24 protein-coding genes are annotated in these 24,422 nt (G+C 72.5%); 17 read left to right on the top strand and 7 right to left on the bottom strand.

Annotated features, from left to right (window positions below; all coding sequences use genetic code 11):
- Position 1: 1 nt before the first annotated feature.
- Complete coding sequence (locus OG408_RS23415) at positions 2–388, bottom strand: winged helix-turn-helix transcriptional regulator (protein ID WP_285568412.1); 387 nt, start codon at positions 386–388, stop codon at positions 2–4.
- A 110-nt stretch (positions 389–498) separates the two neighbouring features.
- Here OG408_RS23415 and OG408_RS23410 point away from each other — a divergent pair, with 110 nt between their 5' ends.
- The 8 genes from OG408_RS23410 (at position 499) to OG408_RS23375 (ending at position 8,117) form a co-directional block, all read left to right on the top strand.
- Positions 499–1,359, top strand: coding sequence for an SDR family oxidoreductase (locus OG408_RS23410; protein ID WP_326671779.1), 861 nt, complete (start codon positions 499–501; stop codon positions 1,357–1,359).
- 202 nt (positions 1,360–1,561) lie between these two features.
- A complete protein-coding gene (gene rarD / locus OG408_RS23405; RefSeq protein ID WP_326671777.1) occupies positions 1,562–2,578 on the top strand; it encodes an EamA family transporter RarD in 1,017 nt (338 codons plus the stop codon).
- Between the two features lie 62 nt (positions 2,579–2,640).
- Complete coding sequence (locus tag OG408_RS23400; protein ID WP_326671775.1) at positions 2,641–4,191, top strand: FAD-dependent monooxygenase; 1,551 nt, start codon at positions 2,641–2,643, stop codon at positions 4,189–4,191.
- A gap of 56 nt (positions 4,192–4,247) precedes the next feature.
- Positions 4,248–5,720: a hypothetical protein gene (locus tag OG408_RS23395; RefSeq protein WP_326671773.1), complete on the top strand. Its 1,473-nt coding sequence runs from the start codon at positions 4,248–4,250 to the stop codon at positions 5,718–5,720.
- Positions 5,717–6,397, top strand: coding sequence for a class F sortase (locus tag OG408_RS23390; protein WP_326671771.1), 681 nt, complete (start codon positions 5,717–5,719; stop codon positions 6,395–6,397). Before OG408_RS23395 ends, OG408_RS23390 begins: the two co-directional genes overlap by 4 nt.
- Positions 6,378–6,836 carry a VOC family protein gene (locus OG408_RS23385; RefSeq protein ID WP_285568421.1) on the top strand — a complete coding sequence of 153 codons (459 nt, stop codon included), beginning with the start codon at positions 6,378–6,380 and terminating at the stop codon, positions 6,834–6,836. Before OG408_RS23390 ends, OG408_RS23385 begins: the two co-directional genes overlap by 20 nt.
- A gap of 148 nt (positions 6,837–6,984) precedes the next feature.
- The gene (locus OG408_RS23380; protein ID WP_326671769.1) at positions 6,985–7,167 is read left to right on the top strand and encodes a hypothetical protein; all 183 of its coding nucleotides are present in this window, start codon (positions 6,985–6,987) and stop codon (positions 7,165–7,167) included.
- Positions 7,168–7,310: 143 nt separating this feature from the next.
- On the top strand, positions 7,311–8,117 hold the full coding sequence (locus tag OG408_RS23375; RefSeq protein ID WP_326671767.1) for an HAD family hydrolase: 807 nt from the start codon (positions 7,311–7,313) through the stop codon (positions 8,115–8,117).
- Positions 8,118–8,168: 51 nt separating this feature from the next.
- On the opposite strand, the gene OG408_RS23370 is transcribed toward OG408_RS23375, so the two are convergent.
- The 6 genes from OG408_RS23370 to OG408_RS23345 all read right to left on the bottom strand — a co-directional run bounded on the left by OG408_RS23370 (position 8,169) and on the right by OG408_RS23345 (position 14,566).
- A complete protein-coding gene (locus OG408_RS23370) occupies positions 8,169–9,113 on the bottom strand; it encodes a hypothetical protein (RefSeq protein ID WP_326671765.1) in 945 nt (314 codons plus the stop codon).
- Between the two features lie 223 nt (positions 9,114–9,336).
- Positions 9,337–9,927 carry a TetR/AcrR family transcriptional regulator gene (locus OG408_RS23365; protein WP_326671763.1) on the bottom strand — a complete coding sequence of 197 codons (591 nt, stop codon included), beginning with the start codon at positions 9,925–9,927 and terminating at the stop codon, positions 9,337–9,339.
- 237 nt (positions 9,928–10,164) lie between these two features.
- Positions 10,165–11,058, bottom strand: coding sequence for an ABC transporter permease (locus OG408_RS23360; protein WP_326671761.1), 894 nt, complete (start codon positions 11,056–11,058; stop codon positions 10,165–10,167).
- The gene (locus OG408_RS23355; protein WP_326671759.1) at positions 11,045–11,998 is read right to left on the bottom strand and encodes an ABC transporter ATP-binding protein; all 954 of its coding nucleotides are present in this window, start codon (positions 11,996–11,998) and stop codon (positions 11,045–11,047) included. The genes OG408_RS23360 and OG408_RS23355 overlap by 14 nt, the downstream gene beginning before the upstream one ends.
- A gap of 102 nt (positions 11,999–12,100) precedes the next feature.
- Positions 12,101–13,327 carry a LolA family protein gene (locus tag OG408_RS23350; protein ID WP_266781544.1) on the bottom strand — a complete coding sequence of 409 codons (1,227 nt, stop codon included), beginning with the start codon at positions 13,325–13,327 and terminating at the stop codon, positions 12,101–12,103.
- A 228-nt stretch (positions 13,328–13,555) separates the two neighbouring features.
- Positions 13,556–14,566: a polyprenyl synthetase family protein gene (locus OG408_RS23345; protein WP_266781542.1), complete on the bottom strand. Its 1,011-nt coding sequence runs from the start codon at positions 14,564–14,566 to the stop codon at positions 13,556–13,558.
- Between the two features lie 156 nt (positions 14,567–14,722).
- Between OG408_RS23345 and OG408_RS23340 the strand changes: the two genes are divergently transcribed.
- The 9 genes from OG408_RS23340 (at position 14,723) to OG408_RS23300 (ending at position 24,418) form a co-directional block, all read left to right on the top strand.
- A complete protein-coding gene (locus tag OG408_RS23340) occupies positions 14,723–16,222 on the top strand; it encodes a peptide MFS transporter (RefSeq protein ID WP_266781540.1) in 1,500 nt (499 codons plus the stop codon).
- Between the two features lie 8 nt (positions 16,223–16,230).
- Entirely contained in the window at positions 16,231–18,225 is a 1,995-nt protein-coding gene (locus OG408_RS23335) for a CocE/NonD family hydrolase (protein ID WP_266781538.1), read from the top strand.
- A 137-nt stretch (positions 18,226–18,362) separates the two neighbouring features.
- Positions 18,363–19,592 (top strand): fumarylacetoacetase, encoded by a 1,230-nt coding sequence (gene fahA, locus OG408_RS23330; RefSeq protein WP_266781536.1) that lies wholly within the window; start codon positions 18,363–18,365, stop codon positions 19,590–19,592.
- Positions 19,589–20,239, top strand: a complete 651-nt coding sequence (locus tag OG408_RS23325) for a GOLPH3/VPS74 family protein (protein ID WP_266781534.1) — start codon at positions 19,589–19,591, stop codon at positions 20,237–20,239. The genes fahA and OG408_RS23325 overlap by 4 nt, the downstream gene beginning before the upstream one ends.
- 156 nt (positions 20,240–20,395) lie before the next feature.
- Positions 20,396–21,166: a GntR family transcriptional regulator gene (locus OG408_RS23320; RefSeq protein WP_266781532.1), complete on the top strand. Its 771-nt coding sequence runs from the start codon at positions 20,396–20,398 to the stop codon at positions 21,164–21,166.
- Positions 21,167–21,205: 39 nt separating this feature from the next.
- Positions 21,206–21,433: a 4Fe-4S dicluster domain-containing protein gene (locus tag OG408_RS23315; RefSeq protein WP_190086068.1), complete on the top strand. Its 228-nt coding sequence runs from the start codon at positions 21,206–21,208 to the stop codon at positions 21,431–21,433.
- A 14-nt stretch (positions 21,434–21,447) separates the two neighbouring features.
- Positions 21,448–22,815 (top strand): ABC transporter substrate-binding protein, encoded by a 1,368-nt coding sequence (locus OG408_RS23310; RefSeq protein ID WP_326671755.1) that lies wholly within the window; start codon positions 21,448–21,450, stop codon positions 22,813–22,815.
- Entirely contained in the window at positions 22,812–23,684 is an 873-nt protein-coding gene (locus OG408_RS23305; RefSeq protein WP_326671754.1) for an ABC transporter permease, read from the top strand. The genes OG408_RS23310 and OG408_RS23305 overlap by 4 nt, the downstream gene beginning before the upstream one ends.
- Positions 23,681–24,418 (top strand): ABC transporter ATP-binding protein, encoded by a 738-nt coding sequence (locus OG408_RS23300; protein WP_326671752.1) that lies wholly within the window; start codon positions 23,681–23,683, stop codon positions 24,416–24,418. Before OG408_RS23305 ends, OG408_RS23300 begins: the two co-directional genes overlap by 4 nt.
- The last annotated feature ends 4 nt before the right edge of the window (positions 24,419–24,422 follow it).

Raw genomic sequence — 24,422 nt, 5'->3', positions numbered from 1 at the left:
CCTACGCGTCCTGCTTCTGCCCGTCGTACGCCGTGCGCGCCGCGTCCACCGCGTCCAGGCTCCGCTCCGACCAGCGCGCCAGCGCCCACACCTGCTCGGCGGCCTCCCGGCCGAGCGTGGTGAGGCTGTAGTCGACCCGCGGCGGGATCACCGGCTTGGCGTCCCGGTCCACGAAGCCGTCGCGCTCCAGCGTCCGGAGTGTCTGCGCCAGCATCTTCTCGCTGACCCCGCCGACCTCGCGGCGCAGCTCGCTGAAGCGGTACGAGCGCTCCAGCAGGGCGGCCAGCACGAGGACACCCCAGCGGCTGGTGACGTGTTCCAGCACCAGCCGGGACGGGCACATCGGCTCCCGCACATCGGGCCGTCGCTCCAGGTTCCTTACGCTCATACCAGTACCTTACTTCAAAGTGGGTACTTTCGTTTGGTTAGCGCCACCCTTAAGGTGAGTACCAGAACGCACGAACAGGAACATGAGCATCTAAAGAGGAGAAACACCCCATGAGCATCGTCGTCACCGGAGCCACCGGAGCCCTCGGCCGCCTCGTCGTCGAGCAGCTGCTGACCACCGTCCCCGCGAGCGGCATCGCCGCCGTCGTCCGCGACAAGGAGAAGGCGGCCGCTCTCGCCGCCCGCGGCGTGGAGCTCCGGATCGCCGACTACAGCCACCCCGAGACGCTGGCCGGCGCCTTCCGGGCCGGCGACCGGGTGCTGCTCATCTCGGGCAGCGAGGTCGGCAGCCGCGTCGCGCAGCACTCCGCGGTCATCGACGCGGCCAAGGCGGCGGGCGTGGCACAGCTCGCGTACACCGGCATCCTGGGCGGCCCGGACGCGGACTTCGTGCTGGCCGACGAGCACAAGGTGACCGAGCAGCTGATCCTCGACTCCGGCCTTCCCCACACCTTCCTGCGCAACGGCTGGTACACGGAGAACTACACCGCGAACCTGGCGCCCGTCCTGGCGCACGGCGCCGTCGTGGGCAACGCGGGCGACGGCAGGATCGCCTCCGCCACCCGGGCCGACTACGCGGCCGCGGCCGCCGCCGTCCTGACCGGCGAGGGCCACCTCGGCAAGGCCTACGAGCTGAGCGGCGATGTCGCCTGGTCGCTGACGGAGTACGCGGCGGTGATCGCCGAGGCGTCCGGCAAGGAGATCGTCCACAACGACGTACCGGCCGCCGTGCACCAGGAGATCCTGGTCGGCGCCGGTGTGCCCGAGGGCTTCGCGGCGGTCCTCACCGATGTGGACGAGGCGATCCGGCGCGGGCTGCTGGCCCACTCCAACGGCGACCTGGCCCGGCTGATCGGCCGCCCCACGACCCCGCTGGCGGAGACCGTCGCCGCCGCGGTCGCCGCCCAGTAACTCGCGCAGGCCACCCGGCAGGGCGCACCGACCGCGCAAGTCCCGCAGGCCCCGCAAGCTCCGGCGGCCCCGCAGGTGCCGCAGAACTGGATCCGGCCCGGTGTCATGACCGTCTGGCGATACGGCAATGACACCGGGCTCCGTCGGCGCTACCTTCATCTGGTCGGCGGAGCCGTCGGCGGACACCTGCCAGGAGGGGCCCGTGCAAGGGAAGAACGAACAGCGGGCGGGGCTCCTGTCCGGCATCGCCGCCTACGGCCTGTGGGGGGTCGTCCCCCTCTTCTGGCCGCTGCTGAAGCCGTCCGGCGCGATCGAGATCCTGGCCCACCGCATGGTCTGGTCGCTCGGCGTCGTCGCCATCGCCCTGCTGGCGCTGCGGCGCTGGTCCTGGATCGGCGAACTGGTGCGGCAGCCGCGGAAGCTGGCGCTGATCACCGTCGCCGCGGCCGTGATCACCGTCAACTGGGGCCTGTACATCTGGTCGGTGAACAACGGTCACGTCGTCGAGGCGTCGCTCGGATACTTCATCAACCCGCTGGTCACCATCGCCATGGGGGTCCTCCTCCTCGGCGAACGGCTGCGCCCGGTGCAGTGGGTGGCGGTCGGCACCGGCGTGGCGGCCGTGCTGGTGCTGGCGATCGGGTACGGGCAGCCGCCGTGGATCTCGCTGGTCCTGGCGTTCTCCTTCGCGACGTACGGCCTGGTGAAGAAGAAGGTCAACATGGGCGGCCTGGAGTCGCTCACGGCCGAGACCGCGGTGCTGTTCGTGCCCGCCCTCGGCTATCTGGTGTGGCTGGGGACGCAGGGCGATTCGACGTTCACCTCGGAGGGCGCCGGCCATGCGGCCCTGCTGGCCGGGACGGGGCTGGTGACGGCCGTTCCGCTGATCCTGTTCGGCGCGGCCGCGATCCGCGTCCCGCTCTCCACGCTCGGCCTGCTGCAGTACCTGGCGCCGGTCTTCCAGTTCATCCTGGGCATCCTGTACTTCCACGAGGCGATGCCCGCCGAGCGCTGGGCCGGATTCGGCCTGGTCTGGCTGGCCCTCACGCTGCTGACCTGGGACGCGCTGCGGACGTCGCGGCGCACGAGGGCCCAGGCGTTGGCCGCCCGGCTGGCCGCGGCCATCCCGGCCGCTCCGGCCGCCCCGGCCGCCCCGCCCGGGACCGGGGCTCCCGCCTCCGATCCCCACTCCAATCCCGCGTCTAAAATTATTACCTAGTTGCTTTTCTTACTCGGTTGCGTTTCTCTTGAGGTCCACGGAAGCGCAACCGAGGAGTACGCATGCCCACATCCCCGACCACCGTGCTGATCGTCGGCTCCGGGCCGACCGGGCTGACCCTGGCCATCGAGCTCGCCCGGCGGGCCGTCGACGTACGAATCATCGACAAGACGCCCGGCTTCCCCCGCAGTTCACGGGCCAAGGGCCCCAATCCGCGCTCGCTGGAGGTCCTGGAGGACCTCGGTGTCGTCGGGGAGGTACTGGCCGCGAGTTCGGCGCCGCTGCCGATGCGGAAGTACCGGAACGGGGTGCCGATCGCCGACGCCGCCCCCTTCGCCGACGCGCGCCCGACGCCGGACGCCCCCTACGACCGGCCCCGGATGATCGCCCAGTGGCGGCTGGAGGAGATCCTGCGCGCCCGTCTCGCCGAGTACGGCGTGCGGGTCGAACTCGGCTCCGAGCTCGTCGGACTGGCCGAGGGCCGCACGTCCGTGACCGCCGCCCTCGCCGGCGGCGGGGAGATCGAGGCGCGGTACGTGGCCGGCTGCGACGGCGGGCACAGTGCGGTGCGCAAGCTGCTCGGCGTCCCGTTCGAGGGGAAGACCGACGAGACGCAGATGATGGTCTGCGGCGACGTCGAGGCGGAGGGCCCGGACCGCGGCTTCTGGCACCAGTGGTTCGACGAGGACGGGGCCGTGATGCTCTGCCCGATCCCCGGCACCCGCTCGGGCTGGTGGTTCCAGGCCGGCCCCGAGACCGACGCCTCGGGCGCCCCCGTACCCCCGTCGCTGGACAGCTTCCGGCGCCTGTTCACCAAGCACACCCGGCTGCCGGGCAGCGGCCTGTCGGATGCCACGCTGCTCTCCACCTACCGGGTCAACGAGCGCCTGGCGGAGCGCTACCGGGTGGGGCGGGTGTTCCTGGCGGGCGACGCCGCCCATGTGCACTCCATCGCGGGCGGACTGGGGATGAACACCGGCATCCAGGACGCGTACAACCTCGGCTGGAAGCTCGCCCGGGTCGCCTCGGGCCGGGCGGATCCGGCCCTGCTCGACACCTACGAGGAGGAGCGGCTGCCCATCGCCGCCGATGCCCTGGACCTCAGCGCGGAGCGGCTGCGCGCCACGATGGAGGCGATCAGGAAGCCGGGCGGCGGGCTGGACTCGGCGGTCTCCGAGCGGACCAACGGCCTCGGCGGCGGCTACCGCTGGAGCTCCCTGGCCACCGGCGGCGGCACCGGCCGGCTGCGCGCGGGCGACCGCGCCCCGGACGCCCCCTGCCGCGACCTCGCCACCGGCACTCCCCGCCGGCTGTTCGAAGCCTTCGCCGGACCGCACTTCACCCTGCTCGGCTTCGGACCGGGCACGGCACAGGCCCTGCGGGAGGCGGCCGGGGCGCACGACGGCGAACTGCGGGCGTACGGCGTGGACGTGGGCGGTCCGCACGGCCTGGCCGACGACGGCGGGCACGCCCGCACGGCCTACGGCATCGGCCCGGACGAGGACCTGCTGGTGCTCGTCCGCCCGGACAACCACGTGGCCCTGATCATCCCGCCCGGGGACCTCGGGGCGGTCGGCGCCTACCTGAACGGTGCGGCATTGGAGCGAGCTTGAGCGCGTCACGGCGGGTCATCCCGCTCTAACACTCCGCTTATCTTTTCCTCATACTTATGACCCGATCCCTGCGCACCTCCGGAACGTCCCGCACGCTCCTGCGCACCGCCACCACCACCGCCGCCCTGTCCGCCCTGACGCTCCTGGCCTGCGGATTCGCTCCCACCGCAGGCGCGGACGACACGGTGCAGACCGTCAACCCGTCGGGCCTCGGCCCGGCGGGCCCCTGGTTCCGGCTCCAGGAAACGACTCCCGACCGGGACCCGGGCCTCCACGAGGTCTCCCCGAAGCCCGACCCGGTCCATCTGAACGGCAGCCTGCACCTGGCCATCGGTGCGGCCCAGCAGGCCCAGGCCGCCCACTACTTCAACGCGACGTGGACGCCCGTGCCCATGCGGCCGCTGCTGGACGCGGGCATCTCCTACTGGGCGTACACCTCCACCGAGGGCTCCACGACCACCACCATCGGCGCCAACCTCCAGCTCCCGGCCTCCTGCGGCGGGTTCACCACGCTGTCCTTCGAGCCCGGCGCCAACACGGACGTCAAGGGCGAGGCGCTGAAGCCGGACACCTGGCAGGAGTACCGGTTCACCGCCGACTCGGTGATGCGTACCTCGAACGCGGCGGCCGGCATCCCGGCCGGCGGCAGCGCCCCGCTGTCGGTCTTCGTCGAGAAGTGCGAAGGCGCGTACGGCGTGATCGCCAACATCGGCCGGCTCGGTGACGCGAACGGCACGCTCAACACCTACGTCGACAACATCACCGCCCAGGGCACCACCTGGGACTTCGCGGTCACCGGCCGCGCCACGGCGGCGCTCACCGTCCCCGAGGAGATCCAGGCCGGCGACGGCCCCCGTCCGGCCGACGCCTCCTACACCGACCCGGCGGACGGACCGCAGTACCCGGGCATCGGCACGCACCTGACGCTCAAGGGACCGGCGGGCCTCCGGACCGACCAGCTGACGGTGGTGTCCGAGGGCTCCGAGGTCCCCCTGACCCGGGAGACCGACGGGACGTTCACCGGCGAGCTGCGGACCAACCTCCGGGCGGGCGGCACGCTGGAGCCCGGCGGCAGGGCGGGCGCCGCGTTCACCCTGACCGCCGCCGATGACGCGCCCACCGGCCCGCTCGACGTGACGGCCGAACTGACCGTCACCATCGCCGGAGCCGACGGGCCCCGGCGCACGGGCGTGAGCGCGACGGACCACACGCGGATCACCGCTGCCGACGTGGAGCCCAGCCCGTCACCCAGCCCCACGCACCCCCACCACCCGAAGCCCACCCCGCCCGGCGGCGGCCACGGCGGCGGCCACTGGGGCGGCGACAACGGCGGCCACGGCGGCGGCGGTCACGGCAACGGGCCCATGCCCAACGGGCCGGTCGACGCGGGCGACGGCTCCACCGCCCTGACCGGCACCGGCTCGGCCGGTCCGATCGGTACGGGCCTGATGGCCGGGGCGGCCGGCCTGCTGGCGGTCGCGGCAGCCGCTCTCGGCGGCCTGCGCACGGTCCGGCGCCGGCGCGGTTGAGCGCCCGCGCCGCGCGGGAACGGCCCTCGCGGCCGTTCCCGCGCCCGATCGCGGCGGCCGGGCTGGTCCCGGCCGCCGCGGCGGCACTCGTCCTGCTCCTGGGCTCGCCCCTGACGGAGCCCCGCGGGGCCGCGCCCCGGCCCGGACCCGCCTCCACGACAGCGGCCCCCCTGCCCGCGGCCCGCCCCGTCCGCGTCGACATCGCCGCCCTCGGGGTCAGCGCCCCGCTGGTGGACCTGACCCTGGACAGCCGGGGCAAGCTCGGCGTGCCCGACCCGGCAGAGCGCAATCTCGCGGGGTGGTACCGGGACGGGGTGACGCCGGGCTCCCCCGGCACCGCCGTCGTCGTCGCCCACGTCGACACCCCCACCGGCCCCGCCGCCTTCGCCGGACTCGACACGCTGCGCCCCGGCGCGACGGTCGACGTGCGCCGGGCGGACGGGACCGTCGCGGCGTTCCGCCTCTACGCCGTCGAGGAGTTCGAGAAGAGCGACTTCCCCAGCGCACGCGTCTACGGCCCGGCGAAGGACGCCGAACTCCGCCTGCTCACCTGCGGCGGCTCCTACGATCCCGAGGCCGGCGGCTACCAGTCGAACGTGGTGGCCTTTGCCCGGCTGATCGCGGTTCACCCGCCGGATCCCGGCCTTCCGGGGAAGAATGATTCCCATGACTCTTGACTGGAAAGTCGTCGTCGACTCGGCCGACCCGCACGCCCAGGCCGGATTCTGGTCCGCCGCCCTCGGCTACGAGATCGAGGACAACAGCCCCCTGGTCGAACGGCTCCTGGGGCTCGGAGCCGTACCGGAGGCCATCACGACGACCGCGCACGGGCGGCGGGCCTGGCTCGACCTGGCCGCGGTGCGGCACCCGGACGATCCGCACGAGGAGGAGAGCGGGACGGGGCTGGGCCGGCGGCTGCTGTTCCAGCGCGTCCCCGAGCCCAAGACGGTGAAGAACCGCCTCCACCTCGACCTGCACGCCGGCCCTGACCGCCGCGACGCGGAGGTGGCCAGGCTCGAGGGCCTGGGCGCGACCGTGGTCCGCAAGGTGGCGGAGCCGGGCGGGACGTGGACGGTGCTCACCGACCCCGAGGGCAACGAGTTCTGCGTGCAGTAGCCGGAAGCAGGCAGTGCGCAGCAGGCGGTAGCAGGACGGTGCGGCGCGGTATGACCGATGGGGGCCGGACGGCCCACGCGGGACACGGACGGATGACCGGGCCGCACCCCCTGAGCAGGGGTTCGTTGATCAGCCCATGAAAAGGATCATGACCGTGGTGCCCCTTGCGATGACCCTCTGCGCCACGGCGGCGGGGACGGCCGCCGCCGACGAGTGGGACAGCCACAACGCCCCCGTCGTCGCGCTCATCAGCACCGGCCAGATCGACGACCCCTTCGAGGACGTCCTGGAACACGCGCTGAACTTCGGCGACGGACACAGCTGGGGCTGACCCGGGCGGACATCCACCCGGGCGGACGTTTCCTCCGGACATACGGGACATGCGTCCGCACTGGGCCGCCCACCCGGGCAGACCGAACCGTCGCCGCAGGTCAGAGCCGTACGACCGGTTCCGGATCTCCCTACCCTTGATCCATGCCCCTCCCGCCCGCATATGCCATCGTCGCCACGGACCTGGACGGCACCCTGCTGCGCCGCGACGACACCGTCAGTCCCCGCTCCCGCGCCGCGCTCGCCCTGGCCGCGGCCGCCGGGGCCCGGCATCTCGTCGTCACCGGGCGGCCGGTGCCGGGTGTGCGGGAGCTGCTCGCGGGGCTGGGCTACCGGGGGCTCGCGGTCTGCGGACAGGGGACGCAGCTGTACGACGCCGGGGCGCGGCGGATGGTCCACGCGGCCACGCTGGACCGGGAGGCGGCGGACGCCGCCATCGGGAAGATAGAGGCCCAGGTCGGCCCGGTCTTCGTGGCGGTGGACCAGGACGGGACCGAGGGCCGCACCCTGATCGGGCCCGGGTATCTGATGCCGCACCCGACCCTGCCCGCGCACCGCACACGGCACCGGGACGAACTGTGGGCGGCCCCGATCGTCAAGGTCCTCATCCGCCACCCCGGCCTCGACGACGACACCCTGGCGGCCGCGGCCCGGGCGGTCGTCGGCGATCTGGCCACCGTCACACTGTCCGGTCCCGGCACGGTCGAGCTCCAGCCGTACGGGGTCGACAAGGGCGCCGGGGTCGCGCTCGCCGCGGAACACCTGGGGCTGGACCCGGCGACGGCGATCGCCTTCGGGGACATGCCCAACGACACGCCGATGTTCAGCAGTTGCGGGTACGGGGTGGCGATGGCCAACGCACATCCGCTCCTGCGGGCCGCGGCCGACGAGGTGACGCTGTCCCACGAGGACGACGGGGTCGCGGTGGTGCTCGAACGGGTCTTCCGCTGATGACAGCCACCCGTCGGACCTGACCGGGGACGTCCGCGCGGCACGCGCCCCTCAGGCGCCGCCGAACAGCCCGCCGAGCAGCCCGCCCAGGAGACCACCGAGCGGTCCGGGGTCCGACGCCGTGTCCCCGTCGTCCGGGTCGGCTTCCTCCTGCGGGTCATCGCCGGCGGATCCGGAACCACCGGATCCGCCACCGCTTCCGGTCGCCGGGGAGGGGTCAGGCCCGGCCGACGGCTCGTGCGGTGCCGGGGCGGGCGGGGGGACGACGGGGCTCCCTTCAGCGCTGTCCTGCGTCTGTGCCGGCCGCTCGGGCGTCGAGGGCTTCCCGGTCGCTGGGGCCCCGGTGGTGAGCGCGGCAGGGGTGTCGGGGCGCTCGGCGGTCTTCTCCGCAGAGGTCTCCGCGGACTCGGGCTGCGCGGTCCATCCGGTGGCCTTCGGCCACACGCCGTACGGCAGCGCCGAAGGAGCGTCCTGGGGTTCGGCGGCCGGAGCCGTACCGGTCCCGGCAGCCGTCGGGGCCGGACGTGCTTCCGCCTCACGGTCCAGGCCCATCGCACGCGGCAGTTGGAGGAAGGGCGCGCTGGAATCGACGCCGATCAGCGTGGCGATCACCGTCGTGGCGTAGCAGGAACAGACGATCGCCCCGATGACGCCCGCGCGGCGCCAGCTCCGGCTGCGCCGTCCGGTGGCGTCGACGAAGACCGGCCCCCCGGACCGCGCGGCGATTCCGGGGCGCGTTCCCGGGGACCGATCAGCGTCACCCGGGCCGGGGCTGCCGGAGCGCGGTCCGCCGTCACGCGGAGCGATGCCGCCGGGGCGCGGTCCGGGCATCCGGTCCTCGTCGCCGCCGGTACCGGGCGCCTCCGCACCGAAGGCCGCGGCCAGGTCGTCCCACGCGCCCCCGCCGGCGAGTGCGCCCACCCTCTCGCGCACCCCCGCATCGCCCTTCGCGTCGGTTCTCGCGTCCTCGGCCTCGTCCACTGACTCGCCGCGCATGCCCACCCCGTGTCGCCCCCTTGTGCCGGCCCGCCGAAACGGTGCCGGCAGAGCTGGTCGTCGCCGGGGAAGGCGCCGAGTGGCGCGCGAGAGTGACCGGCATCCGGGCCCGGCCGTTCCACCCCACTGAGGAGTTCGGTCCCAACAGCCTTACGGATTGGTGCGATTGAAATATTTTTAGGAGCGCTTCGCCGTACCGACCCGGCCGCCCGTCACGACGCCCTCAGCTCTGCACGGCCCCCAGCGAGCGCAGCACATGGGCGACCAGGGCCGCGACCGCCTCCGGGTCCTGCATCGGCTTGCGCAGCACATGGCGGTAGTAGACCGGCCCGTAGAGCATCTCGACCGCCAGCCGCAGATCGGCGCCCGGCGGGATCTGGCCCTGGTCCTGGGCGCTGCGCAGCCGCCCGACCGCCGCCTCGAAGCGGGGCTCGATGAGCTGGGTGCGAACCGTTTCGGCCAGCTCGTCGTCGTGGTGGACCTCGGAGAGTATGCCCGCGTACGCGGGACCGAAGGGCGGCACGGAGAGCACCCGGACCGCGCCCGTCACATGGGTGTGCAGGTCGCCTGCGATGTCACCGGTGTCGATGAACGGGGTGGCGCTGACCAGTTTCTCCGTGAACGCCTCCAGCAGTACCGCGCTCTTCGACGGCCACCAGCGGTAGATCGTCTTCTTGCTGACACCCGCCCGGGCCGCGATGGCCTCGACGGTGACGCGGCCGTACCCCTTCTCCGTGCAGAGATCGAGGGCGGCCTCCAGCGTCGCCCTGCGTGAGCTCTCGCTCCGGCGCAGTGAACTCGGCGATGTGATCATTCGGTGAGCATAGGGCTGTTCGAGCCAATCCTTGTTGACAGTCCGTCGCCAGAAGTCGAACAATGCTCAAGCGGAAACGGAACGTACCGTGTCGGCTCGTTCCTGCGCCTTGCTGCGCTTTCGCACCGTTCGTGCCGTTCGTGCCGCGACGAGCCGATCGGGGGACGGCTCGCCCGGCCGACGGTACGGGTGCCGGAGCCGCTCCCAGCCGGGCACTCCCCCGGCTGCCGGACCGTTTCAGGCCGTGATGTCCTTCGCCGTGAACCGGGCCCAGGCCGCCGTGCCGAACACCGCCGCGTACAGCCCCTGGAGTCCCAGGTTCTTCAGCAGGCCGTCCCAGTAGACGGGTTCGCGCAGCAGGTCGGCGAAGGACAGCCAGTAGTGCGGGAAGAGATACGGGTGGATCCCGCTCAGCTGCGGAATGGTGTCCAGGATCTGCACCGTGATCAGCACCCCGACCGTCGCCGCCATGGCCGCGATGCCGCTGTTGGTGAGGGTCGACACGAAGAGTCCGAGCGCCGCGAAGCCGATCAGTGACGCGGCGACCGCCACCGCGACGAACACCGCCCGCAGCAGCCCCTCGCCGAAGCCGATCCGGGTCCCGGAGATCGTCGTGACCTCCCCGACGGGGAACAGCAGCGCGCCCACGGCCAGCGCCGAGGCCGCCACGACCAGGGTCGCGATCAGGCAGAAGGCCAGCGTGGTCGCGTACTTGGCGAGCAGCAGCCGGGTCCGGCCCGCCGGTGCGACCAGCAGGTAGCGCAGCGTTCCCGCGTTGGCCTCGCCCGCGATCGAGTCGCCCGCGACGACGCCCACGGCCATCGGGAGGAAGACGGGGAGCGTGGCGGCGAGGGCGGCGAAGACCAGGAAGAGACCGTTGTTGGTCACCTGGGAGAGGAAAGCGGGTCCGGCCCCGCCCTCGCCGGGTCCGGCCGACGAGCCGTCGGACGTCTCGATGCGCACCGCGATCCCGATCAGCACGGGGACGGCGGCCAGCACCCCGAGCAGGGCGAGGGTGCGCCAGCGGCGCAGGGTGGTGGTCAGTTCGGACCGCAGGATGCCGAGGGTCCACAGCGGGTTGCGGCGGACCGGAGCGGTGGCCGCGGCGGGTGCGAGTTCAGCCTGCGACATCGAATCCCTCTCCGGTGAGTGCGACGAACGCGTCCTCCAGCGAGGCCCGTTCGACGCCGAAGGACCGGACCCGGACGCCGTCGTGCACCAGGGCCGCGTTCAGGTCGGACAGTTCCACGGAGCCCGGCGGGGAGTCCGCGCGCACCCGGTCGCCGTCGACGGTGACGCCGCCGATCCCGTGCTCCTTGAGGACGCGGGCGGCGTCGGCCGGGTCGGGGGTGGTGACGGCGAGCCGGCCCCGGGTGCCCGCCGCGAGGTCGGCGACGGACCCCTGCGTGAGCAGCCGGCCCCGGGCCATCACCGCCGCGTGGGTGCAGATCTGCTCGATCTCGTCGAGGAGGTGGGAGGAGAGGAAGACCGTGGTGCCCTCGGCGGCCAGTTCCCGGACGAGGGCGCGGATCTCCCGCATGCCCTGCGGGTCCAGGCCGTTGGTCGGCTCGTCCAGGACGAGCAGCCGGCGGGGCCGGAGGAGGGCGGCGGCGAGGCCGAGGCGCTGCTTCATGCCCAGTGAGTACGCCCGGGCCTTCTTGCCTGCCGCGGCGGCCAGGCCGACCCGCTCCAGGGCGTCGCCGACGCGGGTGTTCCGGGTGCGCGGATCGGCGGTGGGGTCGGCCCGGTCGTAGCGCACGAGGTTGTCCCGGCCGCTCAGGAACCCGTACAGCGCCGGTCCCTCGATCAGCGCCCCGACCTGCGGCAGCACGCTGCGGGCCGCGCCGGGCATGGGGCGGCCCAGGACGCTCGTGGTACCGGATGTCGGCTCGATCAGGCCCATCAGCATCCGGATGGTGGTGGTCTTCCCGGAGCCGTTGGGCCCGAGGAAGCCGAAGACGCTGCCGCCCGGGACGGTGAGGTCGAGCCCGTCGACGGCGAGCTGGCCGCCCCGGTACCGCTTGGTGAGCCCCTGCGTCTCGATCACGGGCACGGTGTCCGCCCCTGTCATGGTCTGCTCCCCACGGATCGCGCCCGCCCCGCCGTATGGAGGCTACGGCGGGGCGGGCGGACTGTGCACCGGGTGGCGCACGAGATGGTGGACGAGGTGGTGTCAGCCGGCCTTGTTCGCCGCGTTCACCAGCGCGTCCTTGGTGACCGCGCCGACGTACACCCGGCCGTCGTCCGTCATCAGGGCGTTGACCAGGCGGGTCTTGAAGACCGTGCCCGAGCCGAACTTCCCGGTGACCTTGTCGCCGAGGGCGTCCAGGAACTGCTGCGCCTCGGCCGGTACCTCGCCCGACTCCTTCGTCGGGAGGGCCGCGCCGCCGGGGGTCTTGATCTCGGCGATGCTGTTCCAGCCCTCGCCGATCACGTTCATCCCCTCGAAGGCGCCGAGGTCGCCCTTCGCCTTCTCGGCCTCCGCCTCGGCCTTCCCGTGCTCCTTCGCCTCGTCCGCCTCGGTCACCTTCGCGCCCTTGGGCGGGGTGAAGGCGAAGGAGGACGCGTCGGGCTTCTTGAAGTCGACCGAGGTGAAGCCGGCGTCGACTGCCGCCTTGCCGCCGCTGCTGGGCTGCAGGGTGAACTTGAGCGGCACGCCGTTCTCCGCGTCCACCGCGACGGTGATCGAACCGATCGTCGAGCCGCTCTGCTCCGGCTTGATGACCAGCCGGTACGCGTCGCGCCCGGCGACCTGCGCGGTGCCGCCGACCGTGACGGACGTGGTGCCGTCGGCGGCCTTCAGCGCCTGCTCGGCGAGCGCCTTCGGGGTGGTGGGCACGCCGTCGGGTGCGGCCTTCTCCTTGTCCCGGCCGGCCTCGCCCTCGGCGTGGTAGACGCTGTTCGACTTGCTGTCGTACGCCCAGACCTGGTCCCCGTTGTGGATCAGGCTGTACTCGGACGCCTGGTCGAGGATCGAGACCCGCTGCTTGTCGGGGCCGTCGGCGGCCACCCGCAGGGTGTGGGTGCCGGACGCCAGCTCCGTGAGCTTCGTCTGCGGGTCGGCGCTCGCGCCGCCCCGGTCGCCTCCGCCGTCCGGGACGAGGGAGCCGGCCAGTCCGCCCATGGACGGGATGCCGAGGTCCGTGCTGATCTTCACCGTGCCGGAGAGCTGCTGCGTGTCCGAGGCGGCGATCTTCTCGATGAGCTCCTGGGCGGTGATCTCCGGCAGGTCCGGGTCGCCGGAACTGGCGAGCGCCGGGACGAGCCCGATCGTGGCGGCCGCCACTCCGGCCACCGCCACCGGGACGATGTAACGCACCGCCTTGCGGCGGTTCGCGACGGATCCTCGGGTCCCGTCCGCGACCGTGCCGTTGGTCTCCGCGCTGTCGTTCGGTGCCATGTGTGCCCTACCTCCGTGGTCGGCGGCTTCCGTCGGGATGCACTCGTCCACTCCGTGCCGCCATTCTCACCCGTTTTGGTCAGGAGTGGTTGTTCTCCATCTGACCAAATCGGGCGGCTTCAGGCGTCAGCCCCCGGGAGCAACTCCGCGTACCTCTTCGGGATGACACCGCGCACCGTTTCCTCACCCGTCCCGTAGGGGTCGCGGCGGCGGTGCGTGGAGCGGCGCTCAGCCCGCGCGGTGCACCACGGCGTCGCACATCTCTTCCAGGGCGGCCTTGGCGTAGCAGGAGGGCAGCGGCGCGAGGGTGGCCCGCGCCTCCTCCGCGTACCGGACGGTGTCGCGTCGGGCCTGTTCGAGCGCGGGGTGGGCGCGCAGCCGGCGCAGCGCCTCGGCGAGGCGGTCCGGGTCGCCGAGGTCCCCGTCCAGCAGCTCGACGAGCTCCAGGTCGTCCGGCTTGCCGTCGGCCGCGGCCTGCGCCCTGAGGTGGAGGACGGGCAGGGTCGGGATGCCTTCGAGGAGGTCGGTGCCGGGGGTCTTGCCGGACTCGTGGGAGTCGGAGGCGATGTCGAGGACGTCGTCGGCGAGCTGGAAGGCGACGCCGAGGCGCTCGCCGTACTGGGTGAGGGTGTCGGTCGCCGACTCGTCGGCGCCGGACATCATCGCGCCGAACCGGCAGGCCACGGCGATCAGCGAGCCGGTCTTCCCGCGCATCACGTCGAGGTAGTGCTCGACCGGGTCGCGCCCGTCGCGCGGGCCCGCGGTCTCCAGGATCTGGCCGGTGACCAGGCGCTCGAACGCCTCCGCCTGGATGCGGACGGCCTCGGGGCCGAGGTCGGCCAGGATGTGCGACGCGCGCGCGAAAAGGAAGTCGCCGGTCAGCACGGCCACCGAGTTGCCCCAGCGGGTATTGGCGCTGTCGACCCCGCGGCGCACGTCGGCCTCGTCCATCACGTCGTCGTGGTACAGCGTCGCGAGGTGGGTCAGCTCGACGACCACGGCGGCGGGCACCACGCCCGGGGCGTCGGCGTCACCGAACTGGGCGGCCAGCATCGCCAGCAGGGGCCGGAACCGCTTGCCGCCCGCGCGCACGAGGTGCTGCGCGGCCTCCGTGATGAAGGGCACCTCGCTCTTGGTGGCATCGAGCAGCCCCGACTCGACAGCAGCCAAACCGGCCTGGACACCGGCCTCAAGAGCCTGGTCCCGCACGCTCAGTCCGAACGGCCCGACGACGGTCACGAGGGGATCTCCTGTCTGCTGACGATCACACGGAATGTCGATGTGTCGCTGTCATCACTCAAGTCAGCGTATCCGGTCCCCTTTGGATCACCGTGGGCGCCTTCCCGCCACCGCCGGTATGTTCGGGATCAGCTCATACGATCAGGAGTTGTCCCTTTGTCCCACACCGCCGCAGACACCGAACCCACCCAGCCACCGCCGGGCGACGACCACGCCTTCTTCGGCCAGCCACGGGGTCTGATGACCCTGTCCGGCCTGGAGGTGTGGGAGCGGTTCTCGTTCCTCGGCATGCAGGCGATCCTGGTCCTCTACTTCGCCGACGCCGTCAGCAACGGCGGCATGGGCATGGAGGCCGGTACCGCCGCGTCCGTATCCGCCGCCTACGGCACGCTCGTCTACCTGGTCTCCGTGGCCGGGGGCTGGCTGGCCGACCGGATCCTCGGCTCGTACCGCGCCGTCCTGTACGGCGGCATCCTCATCGCCATCGGGCACTACGCCATGGCGGTGCCCACCGATGTCATGACCTGGGTCGGCCTGGGCCTGATCAGCGCCGGAACGGGCCTGCTCAAGCCCAATGTCGCCACCATGGTCGGCAAGCTCTACCGCACCGACGACGAGCGCCGTGACGCCGGCTTCGCCCTGTACTACATGGGCATCAACATCGGTGCCTTCCTCGGCCCGCTGATCACCGGCTGGCTCGGTGACCACGCGAGCTGGCACTGGGGTTTCTCGGCCGCCGCGTTCGGTATGACGCTCGGCCTGATCCAGTACGTCCTGGGCCGCCGTCACCTGGCCGGGCGTAAGAACGCCGCCGAATTCCCGCTGGCCCCCGGACCCATGCGCCGGGCGGTCCGGCTCATCGTCATCGGCGTCGTGGTGGTCGCCGCGCTCGCCACCGTGCTGGCCCTGGCGGGCTGGCTGACCATGGACCGCTTCGTCGACCTGCTCACGATCGTCTCCGTGATCGCGCCGGTCGTCTACTTCGTGGTGATGTTCCGCAGTCCCCGGGTCACCTCGGAGGAGCGCGGCAGGCTGCGCCCGTACGTGGTGCTGTTCCTGGCCTCGGTCGTCTTCAACTTCATCCTCTTCCAGGCGTACTCGACGATGATGCTGCTGGCGTCGACCAACGCCCGCACGGAGATCTTCGGCTTCCACTTCCCGGCCAGCTGGTACGCCTCCGCGCTCGGCGCCTTCGAGGTGGCACTCGCTCCGGTGGTCGCAGCCGTCTGGGCGAAGATGGGGCCCCGCCAGCCGCACGCGTCCAACAAGATCGCGATCGGGGTGATCCTCGGCGGGCTCTCCTTCCTGCTGATGGTCCTGCCCACCTCCGGGCACTCCTCGGACACGTACAAGATGGCCGCCTGGTGGATCGTCGGCTCGTACCTGCTGCTCGGGCTCGGCGACATCCTGCTGGAGACCTCCGGCATGTCCGCGACCACGAAGCTCGCCCCCAAGGCGTTCGCCAGCCAGACGATGGCGCTCTGGTTCCTCTCGCTGGCCCTCGCCAACGGCATCCAGGCCCAGATCGTGAAGCTGTACGGCGAGGTCTCCAACCCCGCCTACTTCGGTGTCAATGGCGCTATCGCGGTGGCGGCCGGTGTGGCCGTCATCGCCGCCGCACCCTGGCTCAAGCGCACCATGCACCCCGTCCACTGAGGTTCCCCATGCACATCCAGACCGTGTTCCCGTACGAGACGACCCGCGAGGACATCTACATCCCGCTGCCGGACGGCACCCAGCTGTACGCCCGGATCTGGCGGCCGGTCACCGACGAACCCGTGCCCGCGCTGCTGGAGTACCTGCCGTACCGGCTGAGCGACTGGACCGCGCCGCGCGACTGGCAGCGCCATCCCTGGTACGCGGGCCACGGCTACGCCTCGGTCCGGGTGGACGTGCGCGGTCACGGCAACAGCGAGGGGATGCCGGGCGACGAGTACGACGCGACGGAGCTCGCCGACGGGGTCGCCGTCATCCACTGGCTGGCGCAGCAGGAGTGGTGCTCGGGCCGGGTCGGCATGTTCGGCATCTCCTGGGGCGGCTTCAACTCGCTCCAGCTCGCCGCGCTCGCCCCCGAGCCGCTGAAGGCGATCGTCACCGTCTGCTCGGCGGACGACCGCTACGACAACGACGTCCACTACATGGGCGGCTCCGTCCTCGCCGTGGACATGCACGCCTGGGCGGCGACCATGCTCGCCTTCGTCTGCCGTCCGCCGGACCCGGCGGACGTCGGCGACGACTGGCGGGAGATGTGGCTGAACCGGCTGGAAGCCGTCGACCCCTTCATCCACACCTGGCTGGCCCACCAGACGCGCGACGACTACTGGAAGCACGGCAGCGTCTGCGAGGACTACTCCGCCATCCAGGCGAACGTCCTCGCGGTCGGCGGCTGGCACGACCCGTACCGCGACACCGTGCTCCGGCTCGTCGAGCACCTGGACCCGGCGAAGGTCCGCGGGCTGATCGGCCCCTGGTCGCACCAGTACCCGGACCGCGGGCTGCCGCCGGGGCCCGGCATCGGCTTCCTCCAGGAGACGCTGCGGTGGTGGGACCAGCATCTGAAGGACCAGGACACCGGCGTCATGGCGGAGCCGCTGCTGCGGTCCTGGATCAGCGAGTCGCACCGGCCGGCGACGGTCTACGAGACGCTGCCGGGCCGCTGGGTCGGTGACACCAGCTGGCCTTCGGAGAACGTGGCGCCGGTCGCGTACGCGCTCCAGGGCGGGCCGCAGACCGTCGACTCGCCGCAGCAGACCGGGGTGGACGCCGGACGGTTCTTCCCGTTCGGCAACGACGCCGACCTGCCGCCCGACCAGCGGGACGAGGACGCCAAGTCGGTGTGCTTCGAGTTCCCGGTCGAGGCCGCCCCGATCGAGATCCTGGGCCGGCCCAGGGTGAGGCTGCGGATCCGGATGGACGTGCCGCGCGGCCAGGCGATCGCCCGGCTCTGCGACGTCGCCCCGGACGGCTCGTCCACCCTCGTGACCCGCGGCGTCCTCAACCTCGCCGCCCGCAACGGCCGCGACCGCACCGAGGACTGGCCCGTCGGAACCACCGAGGACGTCACCTTCGAGCTGAACGGCATCGGGCACACCTTCCCGCCCGGCCACCGGATCAGGCTCGCGGTCTCCTCCTCGTACTGGCCGTGGATCTGGCCGCAGGCCGGTTCGAAGGGCTTCACCCTGGACGCCGACGGCAGCTTCGTCGAACTCCCGGTCCGCCGGCACACCGAGGACCCCTCGATCCGCTTCGAGGAGCCCGAGCAGTCGGAGCCGCTCGGCGTCGTCTTCCCCGTCACCCTCGACGAGCAGCGGCCCGAACGGCTGGTGGTCCGCGATGTCGCCAAGGGCGAGTGGCGGATGGAGGTCGACCCGCGCTACGGCGGCACCCGGGTCTACCCGGACGGCCTGGAGTTCACCGAGGACGCGGTGGAGACGTACACGGTCCAGGAGAGCGATCCGCTCTCGGCGCGCACCCGTTCCGACTGGACGATCCGGCTGCACCGGCCGGAGATGTCCTGGGACGTGCTGGTCGAGACGCGCTCGGAGATCTCCGCCGACGCGAGCGACTTCATCACCTCCAACGAGGTGGTCTGCAAGGAGGGCGGCGAGGTCGTCTTCCACCGGACCTGGGAGAAGCGGATTCCGCGCACCGCCGGGTGAACCCACCGCCGTGTCCCCGTACACACGGGGATACGGCGGAACTTTCCGGGCATTGGGGATGGTTGGGGCACTGCCGCGTGGGGATGTCCCCCACGTAACGTGTCCCCCAAGCGACCTGGAAAGCGAGGCAGCAACAGATGCCCGAGCAGAGCAGCCCGCTCGAACTGGCCGAGGGCGATCCCTTCGGTCCGCACAACCTTCCGTACGGTGTCTTCTCCACCCCCGACCGCCCCGGCGAGCGGCGGGTCGGTGTCCGCATCGGCAACCACGTGCTGGACGCCGGGGCGGCCGCGCACGCGCTGGGCTCGCCCTACGCGCAACTGCTGGCCCAGACCGACCTGATGCCGCTGCTGGCCGCCGGCCGCACCGCCTGGAGAGATGTACGCCGCGCGCTGACCGCGTGGGTGACGGTCCCCGCCCACCGCGCCGACATCGAGCCGCTGCTGCACCCCGTCGAGTCGGTGACGCTCCACCTGCCCTACCGGGTCGCGGACTACGTGGACTTCTACGCCAGCGAGAACCACGCCACCAACGTCGGCCGCATCTTCCGCCCCGACGGCGACGCTCTCACCCCCAACTGGAAGCACCTGCCGATCGGTTACCACGGCCGGGCGGGCACGGTCGTGGTCTCGGGCACGGACGTGGTGCGTCCGGCGGGGCAGCGCAAGGCCCCCGCCGACCCGGCGCCGGTCTTCGGCCCGTCCGTGAAGCTGGACATCGAGGCCGAGGTCGGTTTCGTCGTCGGTGTCGGCTCGGAGCAGGGCCGGCCCGTCCCGCTGGCCGACTTCCGGGAGCACGTCTTCGGCCTGTCGCTGCTCAACGACTGGTCGGCGCGCGACATCCAGGCCTGGGAGTACGTCCCGCTGGGCCCGTTCCTCGGCAAGTCCTTCGCCACCTCCGTCTCGGCGTGGGTGACACCGCTGGAGGCCCTGGACGCCGCCCGGACCGCCCCGCCCGCCCGTGACTTCCCGCTGCTGCCCTACCTCGACGACGCGGACGAGGAGGAGCCCGGCGGCTTCGACCTCCGGCTCTCCGTCGCGATCAACGGGCAGGTCGTCGCGGAGCCGCCGTTCTCCACGATGTACTGGACGGCCGCCCAGCAGCTGGCGCAGATGACGGTGAACGGCGCCTCGCTGCGCAGCGGCGACCTGTACGGCTCCGGCACCATCAGCGGCGCCGAACCGGCCCAGCGCGGCTCCCTGCTCGAACTCACCTGGAACGGGCGCGATCCGCTCGAACTCCCGGAGGGCAAGCGGACGTTCCTGGAGGACGGGGACACGGTGACGCTGACGGCCTGGGCCCCGGGACCGGACGGCACCCGGGTCGGTCTCGGCGAGGTGACCGGCCGGATCGTGTCCGCGCCATGATGCCGCCGCAGCCCGCACCGACGCTGCCCGAGGAGCTGATGCTGCTCGCGCTGGACCCGGTGCGCGGCAAACCGTTCTGCCGCGGCCGTTTCCTGGAGTACGCGATGGCCGGGGCGGCCCTGGCGGAGCTGGAGATCCAGGGGCGGATCACCGGCGGGGGCGGCCGCTTCCAGGTCGCCAATCCGCTGGACCCGCCGGACCCGGTGCTCGCCGGGGTGATGCGGAGCCTGCCGGCACCGGGCAAGGGCGGCCGGTTCTCCGGGGTGTCGGCCAAGGGCTGGGTCCGGCACGCCGGACGGCAGGTCGAAGGCATGTATCTGGACGCCCTGGTGGAGCGCGGCATCCTGCGCCGGGAGACCCACCGCTTCCTCGGGCTGCTCCCCTACCACCGCCACCCGGTGGCGGCGAAGGACCTGGCCGCTCAGGCCCGGCAGCAGTTCGTCCATGCCGAGATGGCGGGGTTCCCCGACCACCGCGGCCGGGCACTCGCCGCCCTCGTCTCGGCGGCGGGCCTCTCCCGCTTCGTCGGCACCGACCGCGGCAGCCGGAGCGCGATGCGCCGCCTGGTCCTCGATCAGTGGCCGGCCCACGCGGTGCTGCGCAACGTCCGCCAGGACAGGTCGAACCAGTCGGGCGGCGGCGGGTAGGACAGCGCCCGGTGACGGTCGCGACGGCCGGCGCCGGTGGCAGATCTTCCGCCACCGGCCCCGTCGCCGCAGGTCACAGCCCTCGCGCCGGCATCCCCAAGTGGCGCAACACTGTGGCAACACCAACTCCCGCACGGCGTCGGTATGGTCCACCGCATGCCAGCCGAACGCATCCGTGAGCACACCGTGCCGGTCGCCGCCGCCCGCCGGCGCCGACTGCGCGCGGACGGTGCCCGGCTCCTCGCCGACCTGCTGCGCCACCAGGTGCGCACGGGTGCGTTCCCGGGCGGTGTCCTGCCGTACGAGGACACCATCGGCACCGACTACCGCGTCTCGCGCAACACCGTCCGCCAGGCGCTCGACCTGCTGCGCGGCGAGGGGATCGTCGAACGGCAGCCGGGGGTCGGCACCGTCGTCGTCGGCGAGAAGTACCCGCACGCCGTGGACCGGCTCCAGGGGCTCGCCGAGACCCTGCACGAACACGGCCGGGTCACCAACGAGGTCCGTACCGTCGGACCGGTCCCCGCGCCCGCCCCCGTCGCCCGGCGGCTCGGCGTCGACGAGCACACCGACGTGCTCTACATCGAGCGCCGCCGGCTGCTGAACGGGCTGCCGCTCTCCCTCGACCTCACCTACGTCCCGATGGACCTCGGCGCCGGGCTGATCGGCGCCGACCTGGAGAACACCGACGTGTTCCGGCTGCTGGAGTCGCTGACCGGGCAGCCGCTGGGCAGCGCCGACATCACCCTGGAGGCCGTCAACGCCGACGCGCACTCCGCCGCCGTCCTGGAGACCCCGCGCGGCTCCGCAGTCCTGATGCTGGAGCGCCTCACCCATCTCGCCGACGGGCGCCCCGTCGACCTGGAGTTCATCCGCTTCCGCGGCGACCGCATCAGCATGAACGGCGTGCTGCACCGCGACTCCTGAACCCCTTCCCTTCCCTCCCCCTTTCCCTGGAGCCCCGCCATGCCTCTGGCGCCCCAGCGGGCCGACGTGCCCGTGACCATCGACGAGTCGAAGTGCATCGACGGCTGCACCCTCTGCGTCGACATGTGCCCGCTCGACTCCCTCGCCATCAACCCGGAGAGCGGCAAGGCCTTCATGCACGTCGACGAGTGCTGGTACTGCGGCCCGTGCGCCGCCCGGTGCCCCACCGACGCGGTGACCGTCAACATGCCCTACCTCCTGCGCTGAAAGGCCCGACTCCCATGCGACGCAAGGCATTCGGCGCACTGTCCGGCGCCGCGCTGCTCGTCACCCTCACCGCGGGCTGCGGTGGCGGGGCGAACGCGGACGACAGCGGCACGGTCACGGTGACCGTCGGCTACCAGTCCCGGACGATCAACACCGTCACGGCCGGCACCCTGCTGCGTTCCCTCGGCTACTTCGAGGACGAGCTGCGCAGCCGCGGGAAGCGGGACGGTGTGACGTACAGGGTGGAGTGGCAGGACTACGCCACCGGCGCCCCGATCACCGCGCAGATGACCGCCGGAAAGATCGACATCGGTTCCATGGGCGACTTCCCCCTGCTCATCAACGCGGCCCGCGGCAAGCAGCTCGACCGCCCCACCCGGCTCGTCTCGGTCACCGGCTACAACCTGGCCGGCGGCCTCAACACGGTTGTCACAGGACCGGATTCGAAGCTGGACTCGCTCACCGACCTGCGCGGCAAGAAGGTATCCACCAGCGTCGGCTCGGCGGCCGACGGCACCCTCGTCCGCGCCCTCCAGCAGGCCGGTCTCGACCCGGAGAAGGACATCCGCAAGCTCAACCAGCAGCCGGCGGTGGGCGCTTCGGCACTCCAGGCGGGCAGCGCGGACGCCCTGTCGCAGTTCGTGGCGTGGCCCGGGCTGCTCGCCTTCAAGGGCCGGGCGAAGGCGCTGTACGACGGCGCCGAGCTGAAGCTGCCGACCTTCCACGGGGTCACGGTCCGCCAGGACTTCGCGAAGAAGCGGCCGGCGGTGGTGGAGGACTTCCTGCGCGCCCAGGGGCGGGCGACCGACTATCTGCACGAGCACCCGGTGGCGGCGTCCGAGTCGGTCGCGAAGGCCACCGGGCTGCCGGCCGAGGTCGTCCACCTCTACAACGGCGCCCAGGGCATCGCCACCTTCGACACCACGCTGAAGCCCGCCCTGATCGCGGCGCTGAAGAAGGACGTCCCGGTGCTGCGCTCGGCGAAGCTCGTCGGTGATGTCGACGTGGACGCGTTCGTCGACGACAGCTATGTGAAGCGGGTGTACGGCTCCGGCTACGCGAAGGCCCTGGCCGCGGGTCCGCCCGCCCGGCGCGGCGGCGAGGTGTGGCTGAAGGGGAAGGACACCACGACGGCGTTCGCCGGCTCCGCCGAACTGCTGCGGTACGTGGCCGCGCACCGCGACGCGGTCCGGGCGGCGTACGTCCCCGACGCGTCCACCGGCACCCTGTGGTTCGCGGACCGGGCGGTGTGGGTCGCCGACGGGGACGCGCTGCGCCCGTACGTCACCGGCTCGGCCGCCCGCGCCGACGTGAAGGCCCACCCGGGCGCCCGCACGGTCCCGTACGCCACCGCGCTGAGCCTGGCCCGGTCCGCGTCATGAGCGGCCGGTGGTCCCTCGTGCGCCGGGCGCTCTCGCTCGTCGCGGCGCTCGCCCTGTGGCAGGCGCTGACCTCCTACGACATCAACGTGTGGCTGCGCTTCGAGCAGTTCCCCACGGTGACGGAGGTGGCCCGCGCCTACGCGGACCGGATCACGGGCGACACGTACTGGCAGGACCTCACCGACAGCCTGACCAGGATCGTCACCGGGTTCACGCTGGCCGCCGTCCTCGGCGTCACCGTCGGCACGGCCGTCGCCCGCTCGCGGCTCGCCGCCGATCTGCTCGGCCCGGTCCTCGAAGTGCTGCGCCCCGTCCCGGCGATCGCGCTCGTCCCGGTCGCGATCCTGCTCTTCCCCAGCAACGAGCAGGGCATCGTCTTCATCACCTGCACCGCGGCGTTCTTCCCCGTCATGGTCTCCACCCGGCACGCGGTGCGGGCGCTCACACCCGTGTGGGAGGAGGCCGTGCTGACGATGGGCGGCGGACGGTGGCGGATCCTGTGGTCCGTCGTGCTGCCCGGCGCGCTCCCCGGCATCCTCGGCGGTCTGTCCGTCGGCATCGGGGTGTCGTGGATCTGCGTGATCTCCGCCGAGATGATCTCCGGCGAGTACGGGGTCGGTTACCGCACCTGGCAGGACTACACGGTCGTCGACTACCCGGGCGTCTTCGTCGGCATGGCCACCATCGGCCTGCTCGGCTGGCTGACCTCCACGGCCGTGGAACTGCTCGGCCGCAGGCTGACCCGCTGGCTGCCGCGTACGGAGAACCGCCCGGCCGCTCCGGTACGCCGCCGGCCCGCCCCGGCGGCGGCCGCCGTCCTCCCGGCCCGTGCGGCACAGGAACAGGAACAGGAACGGGTGCGCTCATGATCACCGAATCCCACGGCGTCCGGCTCACCCTGCGCGGCGCCACGCTCGGCCGGGCCGGGGTGCCCGTCCTGGACGGGGTCGACCTCGACGTCGTCCCCGGCGAGATCCTCACCGTCGTCGGCCCGTCCGGCTGCGGGAAGTCCACCCTGCTGCGCACCCTGGCCGGGCTGCTGCCCGCGCTCGGCGGCGAGGTGAGCCAGGACGGCGAGCCCGTCACCGCGCCCTGCGCCGAGCGGGCCCTCGTCTTCCAGGACGACGCGCTGCTGCCCTGGCGCACGGTCCGCGCCAACGTGGAACTGCCGCTCGCCATCCAGGGGGCGGGGCGCGGCGAACGCCGGGAACGGGCCGCGTCCTGGCTGGCCCGGGTCGGTCTGGAGGAGCACGCGACGAAGCTCCCGCACCGGATCTCGGGCGGTCAGCGCCAGCGCGTCCAGCTGGCCCGGGCGCTGGCCGCCGGGCCGCGCGCGGTCCTGATGGACGAGCCGTTCGGCGCGCTGGACGCCCAGACCAGGGCCGGGATGCAGCAGCTGCTCGTCGATGTGCTGCGGGGCACCGGCGCCACGGTCGTGTTCGTCACGCACGACGTGGACGAGGCGCTGTTCCTCGGCGACCGCGTCGCGCTGCTCTCCACCGGCCGGGTGCTGCCCGTGCCACGCCCGCGCGAGCGCGCCGCCCACACCGATCCGGCGACGGTCGCGCTGCGCCGCGAGGTCCTGGAATCCCTCACCTCCTGAACTC

It is taken from the genome of Streptomyces sp. NBC_01257 (assembly GCF_035917255.1).
Taxonomy (GTDB): Bacteria; Actinomycetota; Actinomycetes; order Streptomycetales; family Streptomycetaceae; genus Streptomyces.
This window is presented reverse-complemented; position numbering and strand designations above follow the sequence as displayed.